Raw genomic sequence first — 18518 nt, 5'->3', positions numbered from 1 at the left:
ACATTTTTTTATTGGTAAACAGGACCGATAATTTCTATTAAATAAAATTTTTGATATTAATTCTGTGATAATAAAATGTTGTAAAATTAACATTTGAACAGGTGTATTAATTGAATAATAGAATTTATTCATTGGAATACTTTGTATCTTTTTGTAATGAAATAAACCATATAAAATAACTATTTATAAATATATGGATTGCTTGAACAACTTTAGCTAGAAAATCTTTATCGGTGTGGGCGATGCTCATGATCTGCTAAAGCTAGGTGATTGTGTTCGATCTCCACGTGGTTTTTGATTTTTCATTTGTTGTTCTTGTTTATTATGAGCGTCAGTTACTTGTTCTTTAAATGTTGGTTTTAGGATACCTTTTTGCGGTTTTTTTTGCGGTTGCTTGAGTTTGTTTATCAAATCAGTTTTCTTTTCCTTTAAACCTTGGATTTTTTTTCTTTGAAAGGCATTCGCAATCAGACCGATGATACTTTTTTTCCGTTTTTGGTACTTTTGTAATTTGTTCTCAATTTTTTGCAAATTACGTTTAGTTTCTTGGATAAACTTCTTCTGTTCGGCTGCTTTCTCTTTCTCTGAGAGGGTTTTTCCCGTGTCTATTCTTAGCTTTTTGTTCATTTTAGGTTCAGGAGATGCATTGCGGTAAGATTGATTGAACTTTTCATTGGCCTTTTCTACTTTGATTGCAGAGATTTCTTTAGGTGTTAATGGACACGCGACTTTGCCATAAGGGGAATCAGCAAATTTTGTTTCTAACTTCGTTGCAGTCTTTGAATCAATCGTCTCCAGTTGACGGTAAAGATTGTCTGCTTGTTTTCGATGAAGTTGGATGCCTTCAGTATATATAGCGAATTCTTCTTTTACGTTAGGGTTGCTAACGAGACCATCTCTTTCTTTTGCAAGCGCCTGTATTGTTTTCTCTGTATTTATGATCTTTTCTGTTAGGTTATCGATTTTTTCTGTTCGTTTTTCCTGTTGCTGTACGAGTGATTGCCGAGGCGTAGAAAGCTTTTGTGCGACAGACTGACGAGGTTCAGATGTTACTTGAGAAACGGATTGTCGTCTCGGCGACTGATCGACAGATTCGCGGCGAACACTTTTCGTTTGCTGGCGTTCTTGTTCTTTTAGGACAAGCTTCATTGCGCGATGACTGTAGATGTTATTTCGATTATTACTTAGTTCTTTATTTGCGTTATTGAGTTTTGTTGTTGCCTTGTTATATTCATCCGGATTGGCTGTTCTGCTAGAAAGTTTTTTTACTTCACTTTTAATTTCCCTGATTTGTTCATTTAACTCTCTGTCTTTTTCGGTTAAACGCTCAATTTTCTGGTCAATTTGTTTAGCAGACAACTGGATATTTTCAGCTGTGATCGATGCTGTTTGTTGTGAGAATTTTTTTACAACATCTAATTGTCTACTGATTCTCTGAAAGATGGTGTCAGAAAGATTCGGCGCTTTTAAATTTATAGTTAACGATTGTTCTTTGATCAATATGTGTAATCTCAAGCGAGACAAACTTTCTTGACCGATTGCTTGTGGATTTAAAACACCATCTCTGACGGCTGTGTTTAAAAATCTTGTCACCTCTATATTTTTTTTAGGTTTATCCATTGTTTCTCCTTAATTATCTTTATTAATATATAAAAAAAATATCATTTTTCAACTCGTGGTATGTACCGATTATTTCTATCATATGTAAATTTTTAGTATTGATTTTTTCTAAAAGGTGTTATTTGGATTGATTGGCAGAGCAGAGGTGACTTTCGTTCATGTTATGGATTAAATCACTCAAATGGATTGTTTTGTTTATTTAAAACAATCTTTTTTTGTTTTTGGAAAAAAATTGTTCCCAGCAAGAAAAATTCCATGCTATATTCTGGATTAAAGAACGCTATGAATAAAGGAGAGCAGCTGTGAGAAAACAATATACATCAGAATTAACGCAATTAACGGTGATTGAGATCGTAACAAAACTAAGTGAGAAGAAAAGAAATTTTTCATTTCGTGATATTGAAGAAGAGTATCAGCAACCTTTGTCTGCGGCAGATAAATTTTTGATCCGCTGTTTAATTGTAAAAAAATTCAACTTGAAGATCGAATATTTTTCTTCTTCTAAAGCGAATCAATTACAATTTTGCAAAATTTGAAAATAGTCCATTGAGGCTGGGATGACCCAGTAAGAGATCGCTGAATCTAATGTGGAAATAAAAAATGTTGTAATTCAATACAAAAGAATTCATTCATTTTTTTATGCGTTATGATACAAACAGAACGACAGCAAAACAAAAAAGGGGGCGTTAAATGGAAGAGGGTTCTGTATAGGAAGAAGTGGAGAAAGCAATCGTTGGTCTTCAATAGATAAGCTTATAAATGACTTAGAAGTAGTAAATAGAGGAAACAACACACATAGAACATCACTTGATTGCCGAAAACTATTTCGGGGAAAAATAGTTGCTCGGTCTCACTTGCTTGACGACGTGCATCACAGATTGCGACAGCGCATCTAGATAAAAGCGTAGGCAAATGTTATCAGGTGTCCATTAGTATTGACAGGCAGTAGTTTGATTGTTCTACTGCTACTGACAATAGCACATAGTACTATCCTATTTAAAAAGGATATCGAACATAGAACTAAAACATAGAACTAAAACATAGAACAAACATAGAACAAACATAGAAATTAGATGTAGACTCAAAAGTAAAATAAAACACATAATGTAGTACCTCAAACATAGAATCAAGCACATAGTAGAAAAATATAGTACATCGTAAAGAAGCTTGCATGTTTTCTCGTGACATCAAGCTTATGAAAATAAAGCGAGCATGACAAACCCACCATTGATAAAAAAGAGGCTAGGAAACGAACTAGCCTCTTTTTGCTGATGGTAACCCATCGATTTCTGTTAAGCTGACTTCACCAGAGAGTAGTTGGAAGCGCTGGTTTGGCGTATCTACGATCAGTTCTCCTTTTGGACCGATTGCCTGGGCAATTCCTTGATAAGATTTTCCTTGTCGGGTAAAGCTGACAGACTTACCTAGGACAAATGACCGTTCTGTGTAAAGATCAAAATAGGTGTGCGAAGGGTCGGCTAAATACCTAAAAAAATGTTTCCAAATCGCGCAGATCAATTGATTTCTAGTCATCGATGCTTCACCATCAGGAAACAAGGAGGTCGCTTTTTGCTGGATCTCATCAGGAAATTGCGTTTGAGGGATCGAAAAATTCAAGCCCACACCAATAATCACCGAACGAATTTCACCACTTTCCATATCGCTTACCGCTTCAGATAAAATTCCACAAACCTTTTTCCCTTCAAGGTAGATATCGTTGACCCATTTGATCATGGCATGTTTTCCTGTCGTTTCTTGAATCGCTTTGACACATGCACTGGCAGCAATCAACGTATATTGTGGCAATTCCTCAAAATGCTTTTGTGGATGCAATAATAGGCTCATGTAGATTCCTTGACCTGGTTGAGCGAAAAAGGAACGTCCAAAACGTCCATGGGCTTGTTCTTGTGTATCCGCGATAAATAAACTAGGTTTCGTAGTATCCATATTAGATGCCGACTTAGCATCTTTCATCGTCGATTCTGATTGTGATAAAACGTTCACTTGAACGTCAAAAGAAGATAATTCATGGGAAATCTCTACAGGATCTAATACATCGGAGGGGAGATAACGATAACCTTTCGCTTGATGTTCAAAGCGAAAACCTTCTTTTTCTAATTCTTTGATGGCTTTCCAAATACTCGTTCGGGAGACATTCAGTTGTTGGGCGATTTTTTCACCGGATAGAAATGTCGGAGTATTTTTTAAAAGGTGTAGTACCTTGGCTTTTGTCGTCATCGATCAAGCTCCTTTCTACTATTTATATATTAGCAGATTTACGATCGAATGAGGACAGCGCGTCATACTTTTTGTTTGAGTCGCTATAAAGACGAAAAGATTTTGTGAGGAAGAGTCACTCAATTAGGAATGGACGAAATTGGAACAAAAAAGAAAGATTAAGAAACAATTACGAAAATTTACAGGAAACGCCAGGAAGTGTTGACTTTTACGTTTAAACAGTGTATTATATGAAGTTGCAAAAACTATCTGATGAAGCGAAGGCAGAAACGAAATATTGTCCGTTTCGGCTTTAATATAAGGAAACAAAAGTAGAAGCTCACGTAGGCAAGTACTCAAGAGAACGTTCTATTTTTGGTTTTTTTTTGCCTAAAAGCCGCAAAAAATGTCTGTTGTTACCTAAATATAATATTTTTAATATTATTGTAACAATTGATCGGGTAGTCTTTTTGAATGACATTTTAGAGGGGTGAAGAGCTTGGCTGGACACGTAGTAAAATACGGAAAACATCGCGAACGTAGAAGTTTCGCACGAATCAGTGAAGTGTTGGAATTACCAAATTTGATCGAAATTCAAACAGACTCGTACCAATGGTTCTTAGATGAAGGACTAAGAGAAATGTTTGAAGATATTTTGCCAATCGATGACTTCAATGGCAATCTTTCTTTGGAATTTGTAGATTATGAATTGAAAGAACCAAAGTACACAGTAGCAGAAGCACGCGCACATGACGCAAATTACTCTGCACCATTACATGTGACTTTACGTTTAACAAACCGTGAAACAGGCGAAATCAAAGCCCAAGAAGTATTCTTCGGTGATTTCCCATTGATGACAGAGCAAGGTACATTCATCATCAACGGTGCGGAACGTGTTATCGTTTCCCAATTAGTCCGTTCACCGGGTGTTTACTTCCATGGGAAAGTAGACAAAAACGGTAAAGAAGGATTCGGTTCCACTGTGATCCCTAACCGTGGTGCATGGTTAGAAATGGAAACTGATGCAAAAGACATCTCTTATGTACGTATCGACCGCACACGTAAGATTCCATTGACGGTGTTAGTTCGTGCATTAGGTTTCGGTTCAGATGACACGATTTTTGAAATCTTTGGGGATAGTGAAACATTACGTAACACGATCGAAAAAGATTTACACAAAAATGCAAGTGATTCTAGAACAGAAGAAGGATTAAAAGACATCTACGAGCGTCTTCGCCCAGGCGAACCAAAAACAGCAGATAGTTCACGTAACTTGCTGAATGCCCGCTTCTTTGATCCAAAACGTTACGACTTAGCAAATGTTGGTCGTTACAAAGTAAACAAAAAATTAGACTTGAAAACACGTCTATTGAACTTAACGTTAGCTGAAACGTTGGTTGATCCTGAAACAGGCGAGATCATTGTTGAAAAAGGAACAGCTTTGACCCATCAAGTGATGGAAACATTAGCACCGTTCATCGACAATGGTTTGAACTCAGTGACTTACTACCCAACAGAAGATGGCGTAGTCACTGATCCAATGACTGTCCAAGTGATCAAAGTCTTTTCACCAAAAGACCCAGAACGTGAAGTCAACGTGATCGGTAACGGCTACCCAGACACAACAGTGAAAACTGTTCGTCCAGCGGATATCGTTGCTTCAATGAGCTATTTCTTGAACTTGATGGAAGGCATCGGCAACGTGGACGATATCGACCACTTAGGAAATCGTCGTATCCGTTCTGTCGGAGAACTTTTACAAAATCAATTCCGTATCGGATTAGCACGTATGGAACGTGTTGTACGTGAAAGAATGTCGATCCAAGATACAGAAACATTGACACCACAACAATTGATCAACATCCGTCCAGTTGTCGCAAGTATCAAAGAATTCTTTGGTTCTTCACAATTGTCTCAGTTCATGGACCAAACAAATCCATTGGGCGAATTGACACACAAACGTCGTCTTTCTGCCTTAGGACCTGGTGGTTTGACTCGTGACCGTGCCGGCTATGAAGTACGTGACGTTCACTACTCCCACTATGGCCGTATGTGTCCGATCGAAACGCCTGAGGGACCAAATATCGGATTGATCAATAGTTTATCTAGTTACGCGAAAGTAAACAAATTTGGTTTTATCGAAACGCCGTATCGTCGTGTTGATCGTGAAACTGGCCGTGTGACAGAACAAATCGATTACTTGACAGCAGACATCGAGGACCATTATATCGTTGCCCAAGCAAACAGTAAGTTGAATGATGACGGTACATTTGCTGAAGAAATCGTCATGGCTCGTGCCCAAAGTGAAAACTTAGAAGTATCGATCGATAAAGTCGATTATATGGACGTTTCACCGAAACAAGTAGTTGCGGTAGCGACAGCATGTATTCCTTTCTTGGAAAACGATGACTCCAACCGTGCCTTGATGGGTGCCAACATGCAGCGTCAAGCAGTGCCATTGATCAATCCACAAGCACCTTGGGTTGGTACTGGTATGGAATATAAATCAGCTCATGACTCAGGAGCTGCGTTACTATGTAAACACGATGGTGTAGTTGAATTTGTTGATGCCTCTGAGATCCGCGTACGTCGCGACAATGGCGCATTAGACAAATATTCAGTAACAAAATTCCGTCGTTCAAACTCTGGAACAAGTTACAACCAACGCCCAATCGTTCATTTAGGTGAGAAAGTCGAAAAAGGGGATACCTTGGCAGACGGACCATCAATGGAACAAGGTGAAATGGCTCTAGGACAAAACGTCTTAGTCGGTTTCATGACTTGGGAAGGTTACAACTACGAAGATGCGATCATCATGAGTCGTCGTCTTGTCAAAGACGATGTGTACACATCGATCCATATTGAAGAATATGAATCAGAAGCTCGTGATACAAAATTAGGACCTGAAGAAATCACTCGCGAAATCCCGAACGTCGGTGAAGACGCATTGAAAGACTTAGATGAAATGGGGATCATTCGTATTGGGGCGGAAGTCCAAGACGGTGACCTATTAGTCGGTAAAGTAACACCAAAAGGGGTAACTGAACTTTCAGCAGAAGAACGTTTATTGCATGCGATCTTCGGTGAAAAAGCACGTGAAGTACGTGATACTTCTCTACGTGTACCGCATGGTGGAGGCGGGATCGTTCACGATGTGAAGATCTTTACTCGTGAAGCTGGCGATGAATTATCACCAGGTGTCAACATGTTAGTTCGTGTGTATATCGTTCAAAAACGTAAAATCCATGAAGGGGATAAAATGGCCGGACGTCACGGTAATAAAGGGGTTGTTTCCCGTATTATGCCGGAAGAAGATATGCCATTCTTACCTGATGGAACACCGATCGACATCATGTTGAACCCACTAGGGGTACCATCACGTATGAACATCGGACAAGTATTGGAATTGCATTTAGGGATGGCTGCGCGTCAATTAGGCATCCACGTAGCAACACCAGTATTTGATGGTGCAAGTGATGAAGACGTATGGGAAACAGTTCGTGAAGCTGGTATGGCTAGCGATGCGAAAACTGTTCTTTATGACGGACGTACAGGTGAACCATTTGACGGACGTGTGTCTGTCGGTGTGATGTACATGATCAAACTTGCTCACATGGTTGACGACAAGTTACATGCACGTTCAATTGGACCTTACTCACTAGTTACGCAACAACCATTAGGTGGTAAAGCGCAATTTGGTGGACAACGTTTTGGGGAAATGGAAGTTTGGGCACTGGAAGCATACGGTGCGGCTTATACCTTACAAGAAATCTTGACATACAAATCAGATGACGTAGTCGGACGTGTGAAAACATACGAAGCAATCGTCAAAGGTGAACCAATTCCAAAACCAGGTGTACCTGAATCCTTCCGCGTATTAGTCAAAGAATTACAATCACTAGGATTAGACATGCGTGTCCTAGACATCCAAGACAGCGAGATCGAACTTCGCGACATGGATGACGAAGACGATGATTTGATCACAGTGGATGCTTTGACAAAATTCGCTGAACAACAAACAGCAAAAGAACTAGAAAAACAAGCTGCTGAACAAGTCGAAGATGAAAGACAAGATATCATCCAAAACTTTGAAACCGCAGAAGATAATTTAGACTAATCCGGTCTGAGATACTGTGAGGCGGTCGAAGATCAGCCGCCTTACGGTTTTGCCATTAAACGAAATGGAGGGAACCCCTTTTGATCGATGTAAATAAATTCGAAAGTATGCAAATAGGTTTGGCTTCTCCCGAAAAAATCAGAAGCTGGTCTTACGGTGAAGTAAAAAAACCTGAGACGATTAACTATCGTACCTTAAAACCTGAGCGCGAAGGGTTGTTCTGTGAGCGGATTTTTGGTCCTACAAAAGACTGGGAATGTGCCTGCGGAAAATACAAACGTATCCGTTATAAAGGAATCGTTTGTGATCGCTGTGGTGTGGAAGTGACTCGTTCAAAAGTTCGTCGTGAACGTATGGGTCATATCGAATTAGCAGCACCTGTTTCACATATCTGGTATTTCAAAGGTATTCCTTCTCGTATGGGTCTTGTATTAGACATGAGCCCACGCGCATTAGAAGAAATCATTTACTTTGCCTCATATGTTGTTATTGAACCAGGAAACACAAGCTTAGAGAAAAAACAATTGTTGACTGAACGCGAATACCGCGAAAAACGTGAACAATATGGCCAAGAATTCCAAGCAGCAATGGGCGCGGAAGCAATCAAACAATTACTTGATAACGTTGATTTGGATGGCGAAGCGGCTGAATTGAAAGAAGAGTTGAAATCTGCACAAGGACAAAAACGTACACGCGCGATCCGTCGTTTGGACATTTTAGAAGCATTCCGTGCTTCTGGCAATGAACCAAGCTGGATGGTCATGGACGTTATCCCTGTCATCCCACCAGATCTACGACCAATGGTCCAATTAGAAGGTGGACGTTTTGCAACAAGTGATTTGAACGATCTATATCGTCGTGTGATCAACCGTAACAATCGTTTGAAACGTTTGTTAGACTTGAATGCACCAGGAATCATCGTTCAAAATGAAAAACGGATGTTACAAGAAGCGGTAGATGCGTTGATCGATAACGGTCGTCGTGGCCGTCCTGTTACAGGACCAGGTAACCGCCCATTGAAATCTCTTTCTCATATGTTGAAAGGGAAACAAGGTCGTTTCCGTCAAAACTTACTTGGTAAACGTGTCGACTACTCTGGTCGTTCAGTTATCGTCGTAGGTCCTTTCTTGAAAATGTACCAATGTGGATTACCAAAAGAAATGGCGATCGAATTGTTCAAACCATTCGTGATGCGCGAATTAGTTCAACGTGAACTTGCTTCAAACATCAAAAATGCGAAACGCAAAATCGAACGTCAAGAAGATGAAGTTTGGGATGTCTTAGAAGACGTCATCAAAGAACATCCAGTTCTATTGAACCGGGCACCTACGCTTCACAGATTAGGTATCCAAGCATTTGAACCAGTTCTTGTCCAAGGTCGTGCGATCCGTTTGCATCCATTGGTATGTGAAGCTTATAATGCCGATTTCGATGGAGACCAAATGGCCGTTCATGTACCGTTGAACGAAGAAGCACAAGCAGAAGCACGTATGCTGATGTTAGCTGCTCAAAACATCTTGAATCCAAAAGATGGTAAACCAGTTGTTACACCTTCTCAGGATATGGTTTTAGGAAACTACTACCTAACAATGGAAGAAGAAGGTCGTGAAGGCGAAGGAATGGTCTTTAGAGACCAAAACGAAGCAGTCATCGCATGGCGTAATGGCTACGTTCATTTACATTCACGTATTGGTGTGAACCCAACGACATTAGGGGACAAACCATTTACAGAATGGCAAAAAGAACGCACGATGATCACGACTGTTGGTAAGATCATCTTCAACGAGATCATGCCACCAGAATTCCCTTACTTGAATGAGCCAACTGACTTCAACTTGACTGTCCAAACACCGGACAAATACTTTGTTGAAGCTGGAACAGATATTCCTGCTCACATCAAAGAACAAGAACTAGTTTTACCATTCAAGAAGAAAAACTTAGGAAACATCATCGCCGAAGTCTTCAAACGTTTCAAAGTAACTGAAACATCTAAGATGCTTGACCGTATGAAAGACTTAGGATACAAACATTCAACACATGCAGGTATCACTGTAGGGATCGCCGACATCAGTGTCTTGAATGAAAAACAAGTGATCATTGACGAAGCACATAAACAAGTAGAGTCGATCACGAAGCAATTCCGTCGTGGATTGATCACTGACGACGAGCGTTATGAACGAGTAATCGCTGTTTGGAACTCTGCGAAAGACAGCATCCAACAAAAACTGATGGAAGGTTTGGAAGCGAAAAACCCAATCTTCATGATGTCAGATTCTGGTGCCCGTGGTAACATCTCCAACTTTACTCAGCTTGCTGGTATGCGTGGATTGATGGCCGCACCGAATGGACGTATCATGGAATTGCCGATCATTTCGAACTTCCGCGAAGGACTTTCTGTCTTGGAAATGTTTATCTCAACTCACGGGGCTCGTAAAGGAATGACCGATACAGCCTTGAAGACAGCCGATTCTGGTTACTTGACACGTCGTTTAGTTGACGTTGCCCAAGATGTCATCATTCGTGAAGAAGATTGTGGCACTGACCGCGGTCTTGAGATCCAAGCAATCCGTGAAGGAAATGAAATCATCGAATCTCTTGAAGATCGTTTGATTGGTCGTTACACACGTAAAGAAGTTCGTCATCCTGAAACCAACGAAATGATCATCGCCGGAAATCAATTGATCTCTGAAGATGTTGCAAAACAAATCGTTGATGCAGGTGTTGAAACTGTAACGATCCGTTCTGTCTTCACATGTAACACAAAACATGGTGTCTGCAAACATTGTTACGGACGTAACTTGGCAACTGGTTCTGACGTTGAAGTCGGAGAAGCAGTTGGTACGATCGCCGCTCAATCAATCGGTGAACCAGGTACTCAGTTAACAATGCGTACGTTCCATACGGGTGGGGTTGCCGGAGATGATATCACTCAAGGTCTTCCTCGTGTCCAAGAAATCTTTGAAGCACGTAATCCGAAAGGACAAGCAGTGATCACTGAAGTAACAGGGGATGTCATCGATATCTCTGAAGATCCTGCTACACGTACTAAAGAAGTAACAATCAAAGGGAAAACAGATACACGTACGTATACAGTGCCTTATACTGCACGTATGAAAGTCGCTGAAGGCGATATGATCCATCGTGGTGCACCATTGACAGAAGGATCAATCGATCCGAAACAATTGTTGCAAGTACGTGACGTTCTATCTGTTGAAAACTATCTATTACGTGAAGTACAACGCGTTTACCGTATGCAAGGGGTAGAAATCGGCGACAAACATATCGAAGTAATGGTTCGCCAAATGCTTCGTAAAGTGCGCGTCATGGACCCAGGCGATACAGAAATCTTGCCAGGTACATTGTTAGATATCGCAGACTTCAAAGACCAAAACTACAATACGTTAGTTGCTGGTGGCGTTCCTGCGACATCTCGTCCAGTCTTACTAGGTATTACAAAAGCATCATTAGAAACAAACAGCTTCTTATCAGCTGCATCCTTCCAAGAAACAACTCGTGTCTTGACTGATGCTGCGATCCGAGGCAAAAAAGATCCACTTCTTGGTTTGAAAGAAAATGTTATCATCGGTAAGATCATTCCAGCTGGTACTGGTATGCCACGTTACCGCAACATGGAACCAAAAGAAGTTGGCGTTGCAAGTGAAAACGTGTATAGCATTTCTGACATCGAAGCACAAATGGCTGCAGAAGATGCAATGAATGAACAAACACGATAAACCATGAGTTCATAGAAAGAAGGTCAAGTTCCTGTTTGAGGGACTTGACCTTCTTTTTGTGGATAAACTAGAATCAAGGAAGTAAAAGGTAACTGTGGATAAAAGAAATGGCAATAGATATCCACAGGGGATAATTATTATGTGTACCAAAATTTATCCACAAGTTTTCAAATAATAAAAGAAAAATAATAAAAATAGGCTAAAAATACCGGTAGGGGGTAAAATAAGCATATTACTATTTATTTCAATGAAAACGAGTATGATAAAACCAAAGGAGCTGATAAGAAATGGCAGTGAAAAAAGCTGTATTTGCAGGTGGCTGTTTTTGGTGTATGGTCAAACCGTTTGAAACACAACCAGGTATCCTCTCCGTTACTTCCGGTTATACTGGAGGACATGTACCAAATCCAACCTACGAACAAGTGACGACTGGAACAACAGGTCATACGGAAGCGGTAGAAATCGAATATGATCCTGAAATCATCACCTATGCACAATTGGTCGAGATTTATTGGCAACAGACCGATCCGACAGATGCTTTAGGGCAGTTTGCTGATCGTGGGGACTCTTATCGTCCGGTCATTTATTATAGTGATGAAGCAGAACGTGAAGCCGCAGAAAACTCAAAACAACAGTTACAAGCAAGTGGCCGTTTCGATCAACCGATCGTCACAAAGATCGAACCTCGTACGACCTTTTATCCCGCAGAGGAGTATCATCAAGATTACTACAAGAAAAACAAGATCCATTATCAGTTGTATCGTGAAGGCTCTGGTCGGGCGGGATTCCTTAGAAAAAACTGGAAAGACTAGCAGTATAAGTTACTAGAAAATATGAATTTTAAGTAATAAGAAAAGAGGAAGATCGGACATTTTGTTCTAGATGCTTCTTCTTTTTTGTGCTATCGGAAATAGAGGACCAACCATAAGGCAATACTTAGAAAAGGAACGAAGGGGAGATGCTTTCTTTTCTTATGGAGTAAAGCAGTGATACAAAAATAACTTAAACCAAGACAACTGGCGATAAACAAAAGCATGAGTAGCTGTGAAAAGGGGAGTCCGCCGCTCCAACTAAGTAAGAGTAACGTATCACCTGCGCCTAAATAAGCTTGCCCATAACGCAGCAAACCGTAACTGATCAAGCCGAACGCTAAGCTGGTTTCTAAGTGAAACTGCTCAGTCAGCACCCAGTAGGCCCATAAGAAAGCCCATGAGAAATAGAGGATGCGAGTGTCGATCGCAAGGTAAAAAATATCCATCAACGAAAATAAAAAAGCAGTGAATAGCCAAATCGAATGAACTGTATCTGGCGAATAGCATCCTGCATACATAAATAGCGTACCGCTGATCAACTCTGCCAGTGGATACATGGGTGAAAGTTTGGTCTGACAAGAGCGGCAATGAAATCGTTGCATGACAATCGAAAGTAATGGAATCAACTCATACCAACGCAATGTTTGGTGACAGTTGACACAATGTGAACGAGGGGAAATAATAGAAAGGTCTTGAGGAACGCGTTGTGCGACCAAGCACAAAAAAGAACCAAAGCAACAACCAATGATAAAATAAAGAAACATCAGACCAACCTCCTTTTGATTAAGATACGCAAAAAAGGAGAAGAGAGGTGGAAAAAATAATGATTGCAGTCGGGGTCGATATCGGTACTACGCAAACGAAAGCAGTTGCATTCAATGAACAAGCAGAAGAAGTAGCTACAGCCTACTTTCATTACCCGCTGATCCAAGAAATTCAAGGCATGGCTGAACAAGATCAGGAATTGATCGTCCATGCAGTGTATACGGTCATCAATGAAGTGATCCAACAATTGCCAGCACAGACAATCCAATTCATTTCATTTTCAACAGCCATGCACAGCTTGATTTTATTAGATAAAAATAAAAAACCTTTAACTCGTATGTTTACTTGGGCAGACACTCGTGCTGTCAATGAAGCAGAAAAATTAAAAGCAACTGAAAAAGGTCGAGTGATCTATGAACGGACGGGTACGCCGATCCATCCAATGACACCATTAATCAAAATCAATTGGTTGAAAAACGAGTTTCCTGATTTATTTGAGCAAGCGGCTTATTTTGTAGGGATCAAAGACTATCTTTTTTATGAGCTGTTTGCTGAATTAGTCAGTGATTATAGTACTGCTTCTGGCACAGGGTACTTCGATATCCACCGTTTCCAATGGTCAGAGCCTATTCTTGAAGAGTTAGGGATACAAGAAGAGCAATTACCGAGAGTAGCACCTGCGACTACCCAGTTCACGAAATTAACAGAACAAGCCCGTACGAGGTTTCACTTTGATCAAGAGATTCCATTTATTTTAGGTGGAGCCGATGGGCCCTTATCCAATTTAGGCTTAGGTGCATTTGGTGAGACGACGGCAGCGCTGACTGTCGGTACCAGTGGCGCATTACGATTTATTTCGAATCGCCCAAAGCTCCATCCAACAATGGAAACCTTCTGTTATGTTTTGGATCAAACACACTGGGTCATCGGAGGAGCAACTAGTAATGGCGCAGGGATCTTTGATTGGGCGGTCCATACATTGATGCAAGATGTCGTTCAACGAGCTAAGGAACAAGGAGAAGATCCGTATCAAGCAGTCCTTTCGGAAATCGCTTTTGTCCCGCCTGGCGCCAATGGGCTGATTTTTCAACCATATTTATTAGGTGAACGAGCACCTTTGTGGGATGCGGAGGCATTTGGAAGTTTTATTGGTCTACAACGATGGCATACGGAAAAAGACATGATGCGAGCGGTCCTGGAAGGGGTTTGTTTTAATCTCAAACGAATTTTGCGAGGTATCTGTCCACCCGATCAAGTGATTGAGTTACGTGCAACTGGTGGCTTTGCTCAATCAGTGTTATTTCGGCAGATCATGGCAGATGTATTGGGACAACCTATCCGTTTTCCAAAAGTTAAAGAAGCCTCAGCGTTAGGGGCAGTCATATTAGGTTGGCAGAGCCAAGGCAGAATCGAAACATTAGGTGAAGCTTCCGCATATATTGAATTAGCACAACAAGTGGCTGTTCAGAAAAAGGCCAGCCGCATGTACAACAAAATATATCCTTTGTTTGTTTCAACACAACAAGAATTAAGCCGCTATTCTCAGTTATTTGCGGAACTACGAGAGGATCTCTCAATAGAGATGATAGATGAAGAAGGCGAGTCGTAAATGATGACATTAGTTATATTTTCTATTTAGTTGGCAGATTTTTTGCTATTTAAAAAAAGCATTACTCTGGGGATGAAAATCGTTCTCATCTAAAGGATTTTAGTGTACTTTTCCCTCAAAGTTTACTATGATTTTAATATAGGCAAATGCGAGGAGGCAGAATTACATGAAATTTCAACAAACCAAAGAAGTATTGAATCAATTAGTAGCAGATTTAAGCCAAATGTCGGTGATCGTCCACCAAACACATTGGTATATGAGAGGTCCTGGATTCTTGACATTGCATCCAATGATGGACAGCTTCATGGACGACTTGAATGAACAATTAGATGAAATCTCAGAACGTTTGATCACATTAGATGGTTCACCTTATTCAACATTACGTGAATTTGCAGACAACACAAAAATCCCTGATGAAATTGGTCGTTGGGATCGCACGATGGAAGAACGTTTAGAAACATTAGTCGCAGGTTACCGCTATTTAGCAGATCTTTTCCAAAAAGGAATCGAAGCTGCTGGTGAAGAAGGCGACGATCCAACACAAGATATCTTCATTGATTTTAAAGCAGCAACAGAAAAACGCATCTGGATGATACAAGCACATCTAGGTAAAGCACCAGGAATTGACGCATAAACAAGCGAATCACAACTATAAAAGACACCCTGTTGACACACATCCATTGAGACGTGTGTCGACAGGGTGTTATTTTTTCTATTAATTACGCAGAAATTTATTTTCTGCTAATGGGAAAAAGACGTTCTTTAAAAATCACTACTTTTTATTAAGCGCTTACTTTTCTTGAGATATACTCTCGGTGTAAATAAAAAAGAAAAGGAGTGGAAAAATGAAAAAGAAATGGTTCTCGTTGTTGATGGTTGTAATGTTGTTGTCGTCGGTTTTCCAACCGACACTCTTAGCCTTTGCGAGTGATCGATCCTTCAAAGAAGCGATCTCGCGTCCGGCTGTTGAGATTGATTTAAGCGGCACTTCGCAAGCGAAAGATGAAAAAACATGGAACGAATGGGCAACACTCCGAGGATTTACGGATACCCTTACAAGAGTCTTTCTGTCATTTTTTTGTAATTGACTGAGCATTGAGTACACCCTTTTGAATATTCAGGAGTGGATTTGTCGTAGCCCGCGTTCTTTGGAATCAAGGGCTTCAGATTGGAATTTTTCAGTGGAATAATGATCACGCCAATAATATAGATTATCTAACTGATATTGATGAATAATAGCTAAAGTAGGGTTATTCAATCGCTCTCTTAAATCAAGATAATCAATATTCAACATCCATTTACTGTAAAAATCGCCATGTATACCAAAGCTTATGTTATAGGGAGAACAACCAAATAGAGGAATATCTTCATAGCAAATCTCATATTCTTCCTCCGATAGACCACGTCTATCGTCGTCTAGGTCGTCTTCCTCTGGATCATAAGGACACTCAGCAAGAAAATGTCCATCACTTGGACCAAAATCAATAAATGAATCATCATGGGTCACAGTTAGTCGAGAATCTAATTGATTTAACTGAGTTTCTAGAAATTCCGTATTCTTTTCTACAGCGGCCAAAGGTCGATGCTTAGGGTCAGTGAAGGTGATTAGTCGGCTACTTTTTCTACCTTCACCGATCATCTGTGAAGTTCTTTGATAATGAGATGCGATTGTTTGTTGGAATTGTTCTTCTGGAAATAAATCCTTCCAGTAAGATAAGTTTTTTGCTTGATAAGTGTGAATAACAGTTAATATCAAATCGTCAATTGCTTGTAGCGTTTTTCGATCCGAATGATTTACTTTTCCGTAATGTTCATCAATTTGTTCGCCATAAGGTGTAAAACAATAGAGCGTATAAAATTGATATTTCAATCGATACTCCGAATACACAAAATGTTCCATCGGATGATTTGGCACACGAGGATCCCAGCAAATCGACGAAAGTTGTGGAAAGACCTCTGGACCATAATCAATAAAGTTATCATTATGTATCAAAGTCAAATCTGGATCGATTGCATGAAATTTTTGTGTGAGTTCTTCTGTCATTTTTCGAATCTTGGCTTGTGGTCGACGGTTGGGATCGACAAAGGGGAAGAAATGCATAATAGTTTTTCCTTTCTGTATGAAAAAGTTTTTTAAACTAAAGTATGACATGTTTATTCTTGAAAGATTGAACTTTTTTTACATATTTTTGAAAAATGTAAACTAAAAGAACACCTTGAGACAATGTGTGAAAAGCTTATCTCAAGGTGTTCTTTTAGTTTATGTCTATTTTCAATTGACGTATTGCTTGCTCAATCTGTATTTCTACTTGGTCAAAACCTGTACCACCTAATGAATTGCGACGTTTCACGGCAGTTTCTGGAAGTAAGGTATCGTAAAGATCAGATTCGATCAGCGGGCTGATTGTTTGGAATTCTGTTAGTGGGAGGTCTTGTAACGAGCAACCTTGCTGTGTACAATGTAAGACGAGTTTACCGACGATCTCATGTGCTTGACGGAAAGGTAAGCCTTTTGCAGCCAAGTAATCGGCTAACTCAGTCGCATTGGAGAAATCTTTTTGCGTGGCTGCATACATTCGGGCTTTGTTCACTTCCATGGTTTTGACCATACCTTCCATGATCGAGAGACTAGCTAAAATCGTTTCACTCGTATCGAACATGCCTTCTTTATCTTCTTGGAAATCTTTGTTATAAGCTAAAGGCAAACCTTTCATCAACGTGAGCAAACCAAATAAATTCCCATATACTCGACCAGTTTTTCCACGAATCAATTCTGCCATATCTGGGTTTTTCTTTTGGGGCATGATCGAACTACCTGTTGAAAAAGTATCCGAAAGTTCAATATATTGGCATTCATAACTACACCAAAAAATGATTTCTTCGCAAAAACGAGACAAGTGCATCATTAATAATGAAGCATTGCTTAAAAATTCCAGAATAAAATCACGGTCACTAACGGCGTCTAAACTGTTTGCATAGACCGCAGAAAAGCCTAATTCAGTCGCGGTGAATGAACGATCGATAGGGAATGTCGTGCCTGCTAATGCCGCACTGCCTAATGGGGAAATATCGATTCGTTTCAGGCTTTCTGTGAAGCGTTCATGATCACGGGTAAGCATCTGATAGTACGCTAAGAGATGATGGCCAAAGGAAATCGGTTGGGCGTGTTGCAGATGAGTATATCCTGGCATGATCGTAGCCGTATGCTCTGCTGCTTTTTCCACGAACGTTTGACGTAACGAATGAAGCTTTTCAATCAGTTCAAGTACCGTATCTTTTAGATACAAGTGCATGTCTGTTGCGACTTGGTCATTGCGGCTACGAGCAGTATGTAGTTTCCCGGCAACAGGTCCGATTTCCTCATGTAGGCATTTTTCAATATTCAAGTGGATGTCTTCATTTTCCACCGAAAAATGCAAAGTGCCATTCGTTAAGCGTGTTTGCAGTTTTTCCAAACCAGCGATGATCTGTTGCGCTTCTTCCTCGGACAAAATACCAGTATGGGCCAACATTTTCACATGGGCGAGACTACCTAAAATATCTTGTTCAGCTAATTTTTGATCAAAGGAGATCGAAGCGCCGAATGCATCGATCCATTGTTCACTTTTTCCTTGAAATCGTCCACCCCAAAGTTTATCCATGTG

General features: G+C 40.2%; 12 protein-coding genes. 7 read left to right on the top strand and 5 right to left on the bottom strand.

The window, feature by feature from the left end; all coding sequences use genetic code 11:
• Positions 1-246: 246 nt before the first annotated feature.
• Complete coding sequence (locus IGI79_RS13595) at positions 247-1620, bottom strand: hypothetical protein (RefSeq protein WP_195273629.1); 1374 nt, start codon at positions 1618-1620, stop codon at positions 247-249.
• A 302-nt stretch (positions 1621-1922) separates the two neighbouring features.
• Here IGI79_RS13595 and IGI79_RS13590 point away from each other — a divergent pair, with 302 nt between their 5' ends.
• Complete coding sequence (locus IGI79_RS13590; RefSeq protein ID WP_019722524.1) at positions 1923-2156, top strand: hypothetical protein; 234 nt, start codon at positions 1923-1925, stop codon at positions 2154-2156.
• A gap of 718 nt (positions 2157-2874) precedes the next feature.
• Here the strand turns inward: IGI79_RS13590 and IGI79_RS13585 are convergent.
• The gene (locus IGI79_RS13585) at positions 2875-3858 is read right to left on the bottom strand and encodes a biotin--[acetyl-CoA-carboxylase] ligase (protein WP_195273628.1); all 984 of its coding nucleotides are present in this window, start codon (positions 3856-3858) and stop codon (positions 2875-2877) included.
• Between the two features lie 478 nt (positions 3859-4336).
• Here IGI79_RS13585 and rpoB point away from each other — a divergent pair, with 478 nt between their 5' ends.
• The 3 genes from rpoB (at position 4337) to msrA (ending at position 12500) form a co-directional block, all read left to right on the top strand.
• Positions 4337-7954, top strand: coding sequence for a DNA-directed RNA polymerase subunit beta (gene rpoB / locus IGI79_RS13580; RefSeq protein ID WP_010733925.1), 3618 nt, complete (start codon positions 4337-4339; stop codon positions 7952-7954).
• Positions 7955-8034: 80 nt separating this feature from the next.
• A complete protein-coding gene (gene rpoC, locus IGI79_RS13575) occupies positions 8035-11688 on the top strand; it encodes a DNA-directed RNA polymerase subunit beta' (protein ID WP_019722521.1) in 3654 nt (1217 codons plus the stop codon).
• A 287-nt stretch (positions 11689-11975) separates the two neighbouring features.
• Positions 11976-12500 (top strand): peptide-methionine (S)-S-oxide reductase MsrA, encoded by a 525-nt coding sequence (gene msrA, locus IGI79_RS13570; protein WP_010733927.1) that lies wholly within the window; start codon positions 11976-11978, stop codon positions 12498-12500.
• 89 nt (positions 12501-12589) lie between these two features.
• Here the strand turns inward: msrA and IGI79_RS13565 are convergent, their stop codons facing one another.
• Positions 12590-13264 (bottom strand): prepilin peptidase, encoded by a 675-nt coding sequence (locus tag IGI79_RS13565; protein ID WP_195273626.1) that lies wholly within the window; start codon positions 13262-13264, stop codon positions 12590-12592.
• Positions 13265-13320: 56 nt separating this feature from the next.
• Here IGI79_RS13565 and IGI79_RS13560 point away from each other — a divergent pair, with 56 nt between their 5' ends.
• From IGI79_RS13560 to IGI79_RS13550, 3 genes are all read left to right on the top strand, one after another.
• Positions 13321-14874, top strand: coding sequence for a gluconokinase (locus IGI79_RS13560; RefSeq protein WP_195273636.1), 1554 nt, complete (start codon positions 13321-13323; stop codon positions 14872-14874).
• A gap of 166 nt (positions 14875-15040) precedes the next feature.
• Positions 15041-15508 (top strand): Dps family protein, encoded by a 468-nt coding sequence (locus IGI79_RS13555; protein WP_019722518.1) that lies wholly within the window; start codon positions 15041-15043, stop codon positions 15506-15508.
• Between the two features lie 211 nt (positions 15509-15719).
• A complete protein-coding gene (locus tag IGI79_RS13550; RefSeq protein WP_019722517.1) occupies positions 15720-15962 on the top strand; it encodes a hypothetical protein in 243 nt (80 codons plus the stop codon).
• Positions 15963-15991: 29 nt separating this feature from the next.
• On the opposite strand, the gene IGI79_RS13545 is transcribed toward IGI79_RS13550, so the two are convergent.
• Positions 15992-16975, bottom strand: a complete 984-nt coding sequence (locus tag IGI79_RS13545) for a hypothetical protein (protein ID WP_438846056.1) — start codon at positions 16973-16975, stop codon at positions 15992-15994.
• A 154-nt stretch (positions 16976-17129) separates the two neighbouring features.
• Positions 17130-18515: an argininosuccinate lyase gene (argH, locus tag IGI79_RS13540; protein WP_195273624.1), complete on the bottom strand. Its 1386-nt coding sequence runs from the start codon at positions 18513-18515 to the stop codon at positions 17130-17132.
• Positions 18516-18518 lie beyond the last annotated feature (3 nt).

The sequence above is a fragment of the Enterococcus sp. AZ084 genome (assembly GCF_051714905.1).
Classification (GTDB): domain Bacteria; phylum Bacillota; class Bacilli; order Lactobacillales; family Enterococcaceae; genus Enterococcus_B; species Enterococcus_B pernyi.
Note: the sequence above shows the minus strand (reverse complement) of the source record. Positions and strands in the feature narration are given on the sequence as shown.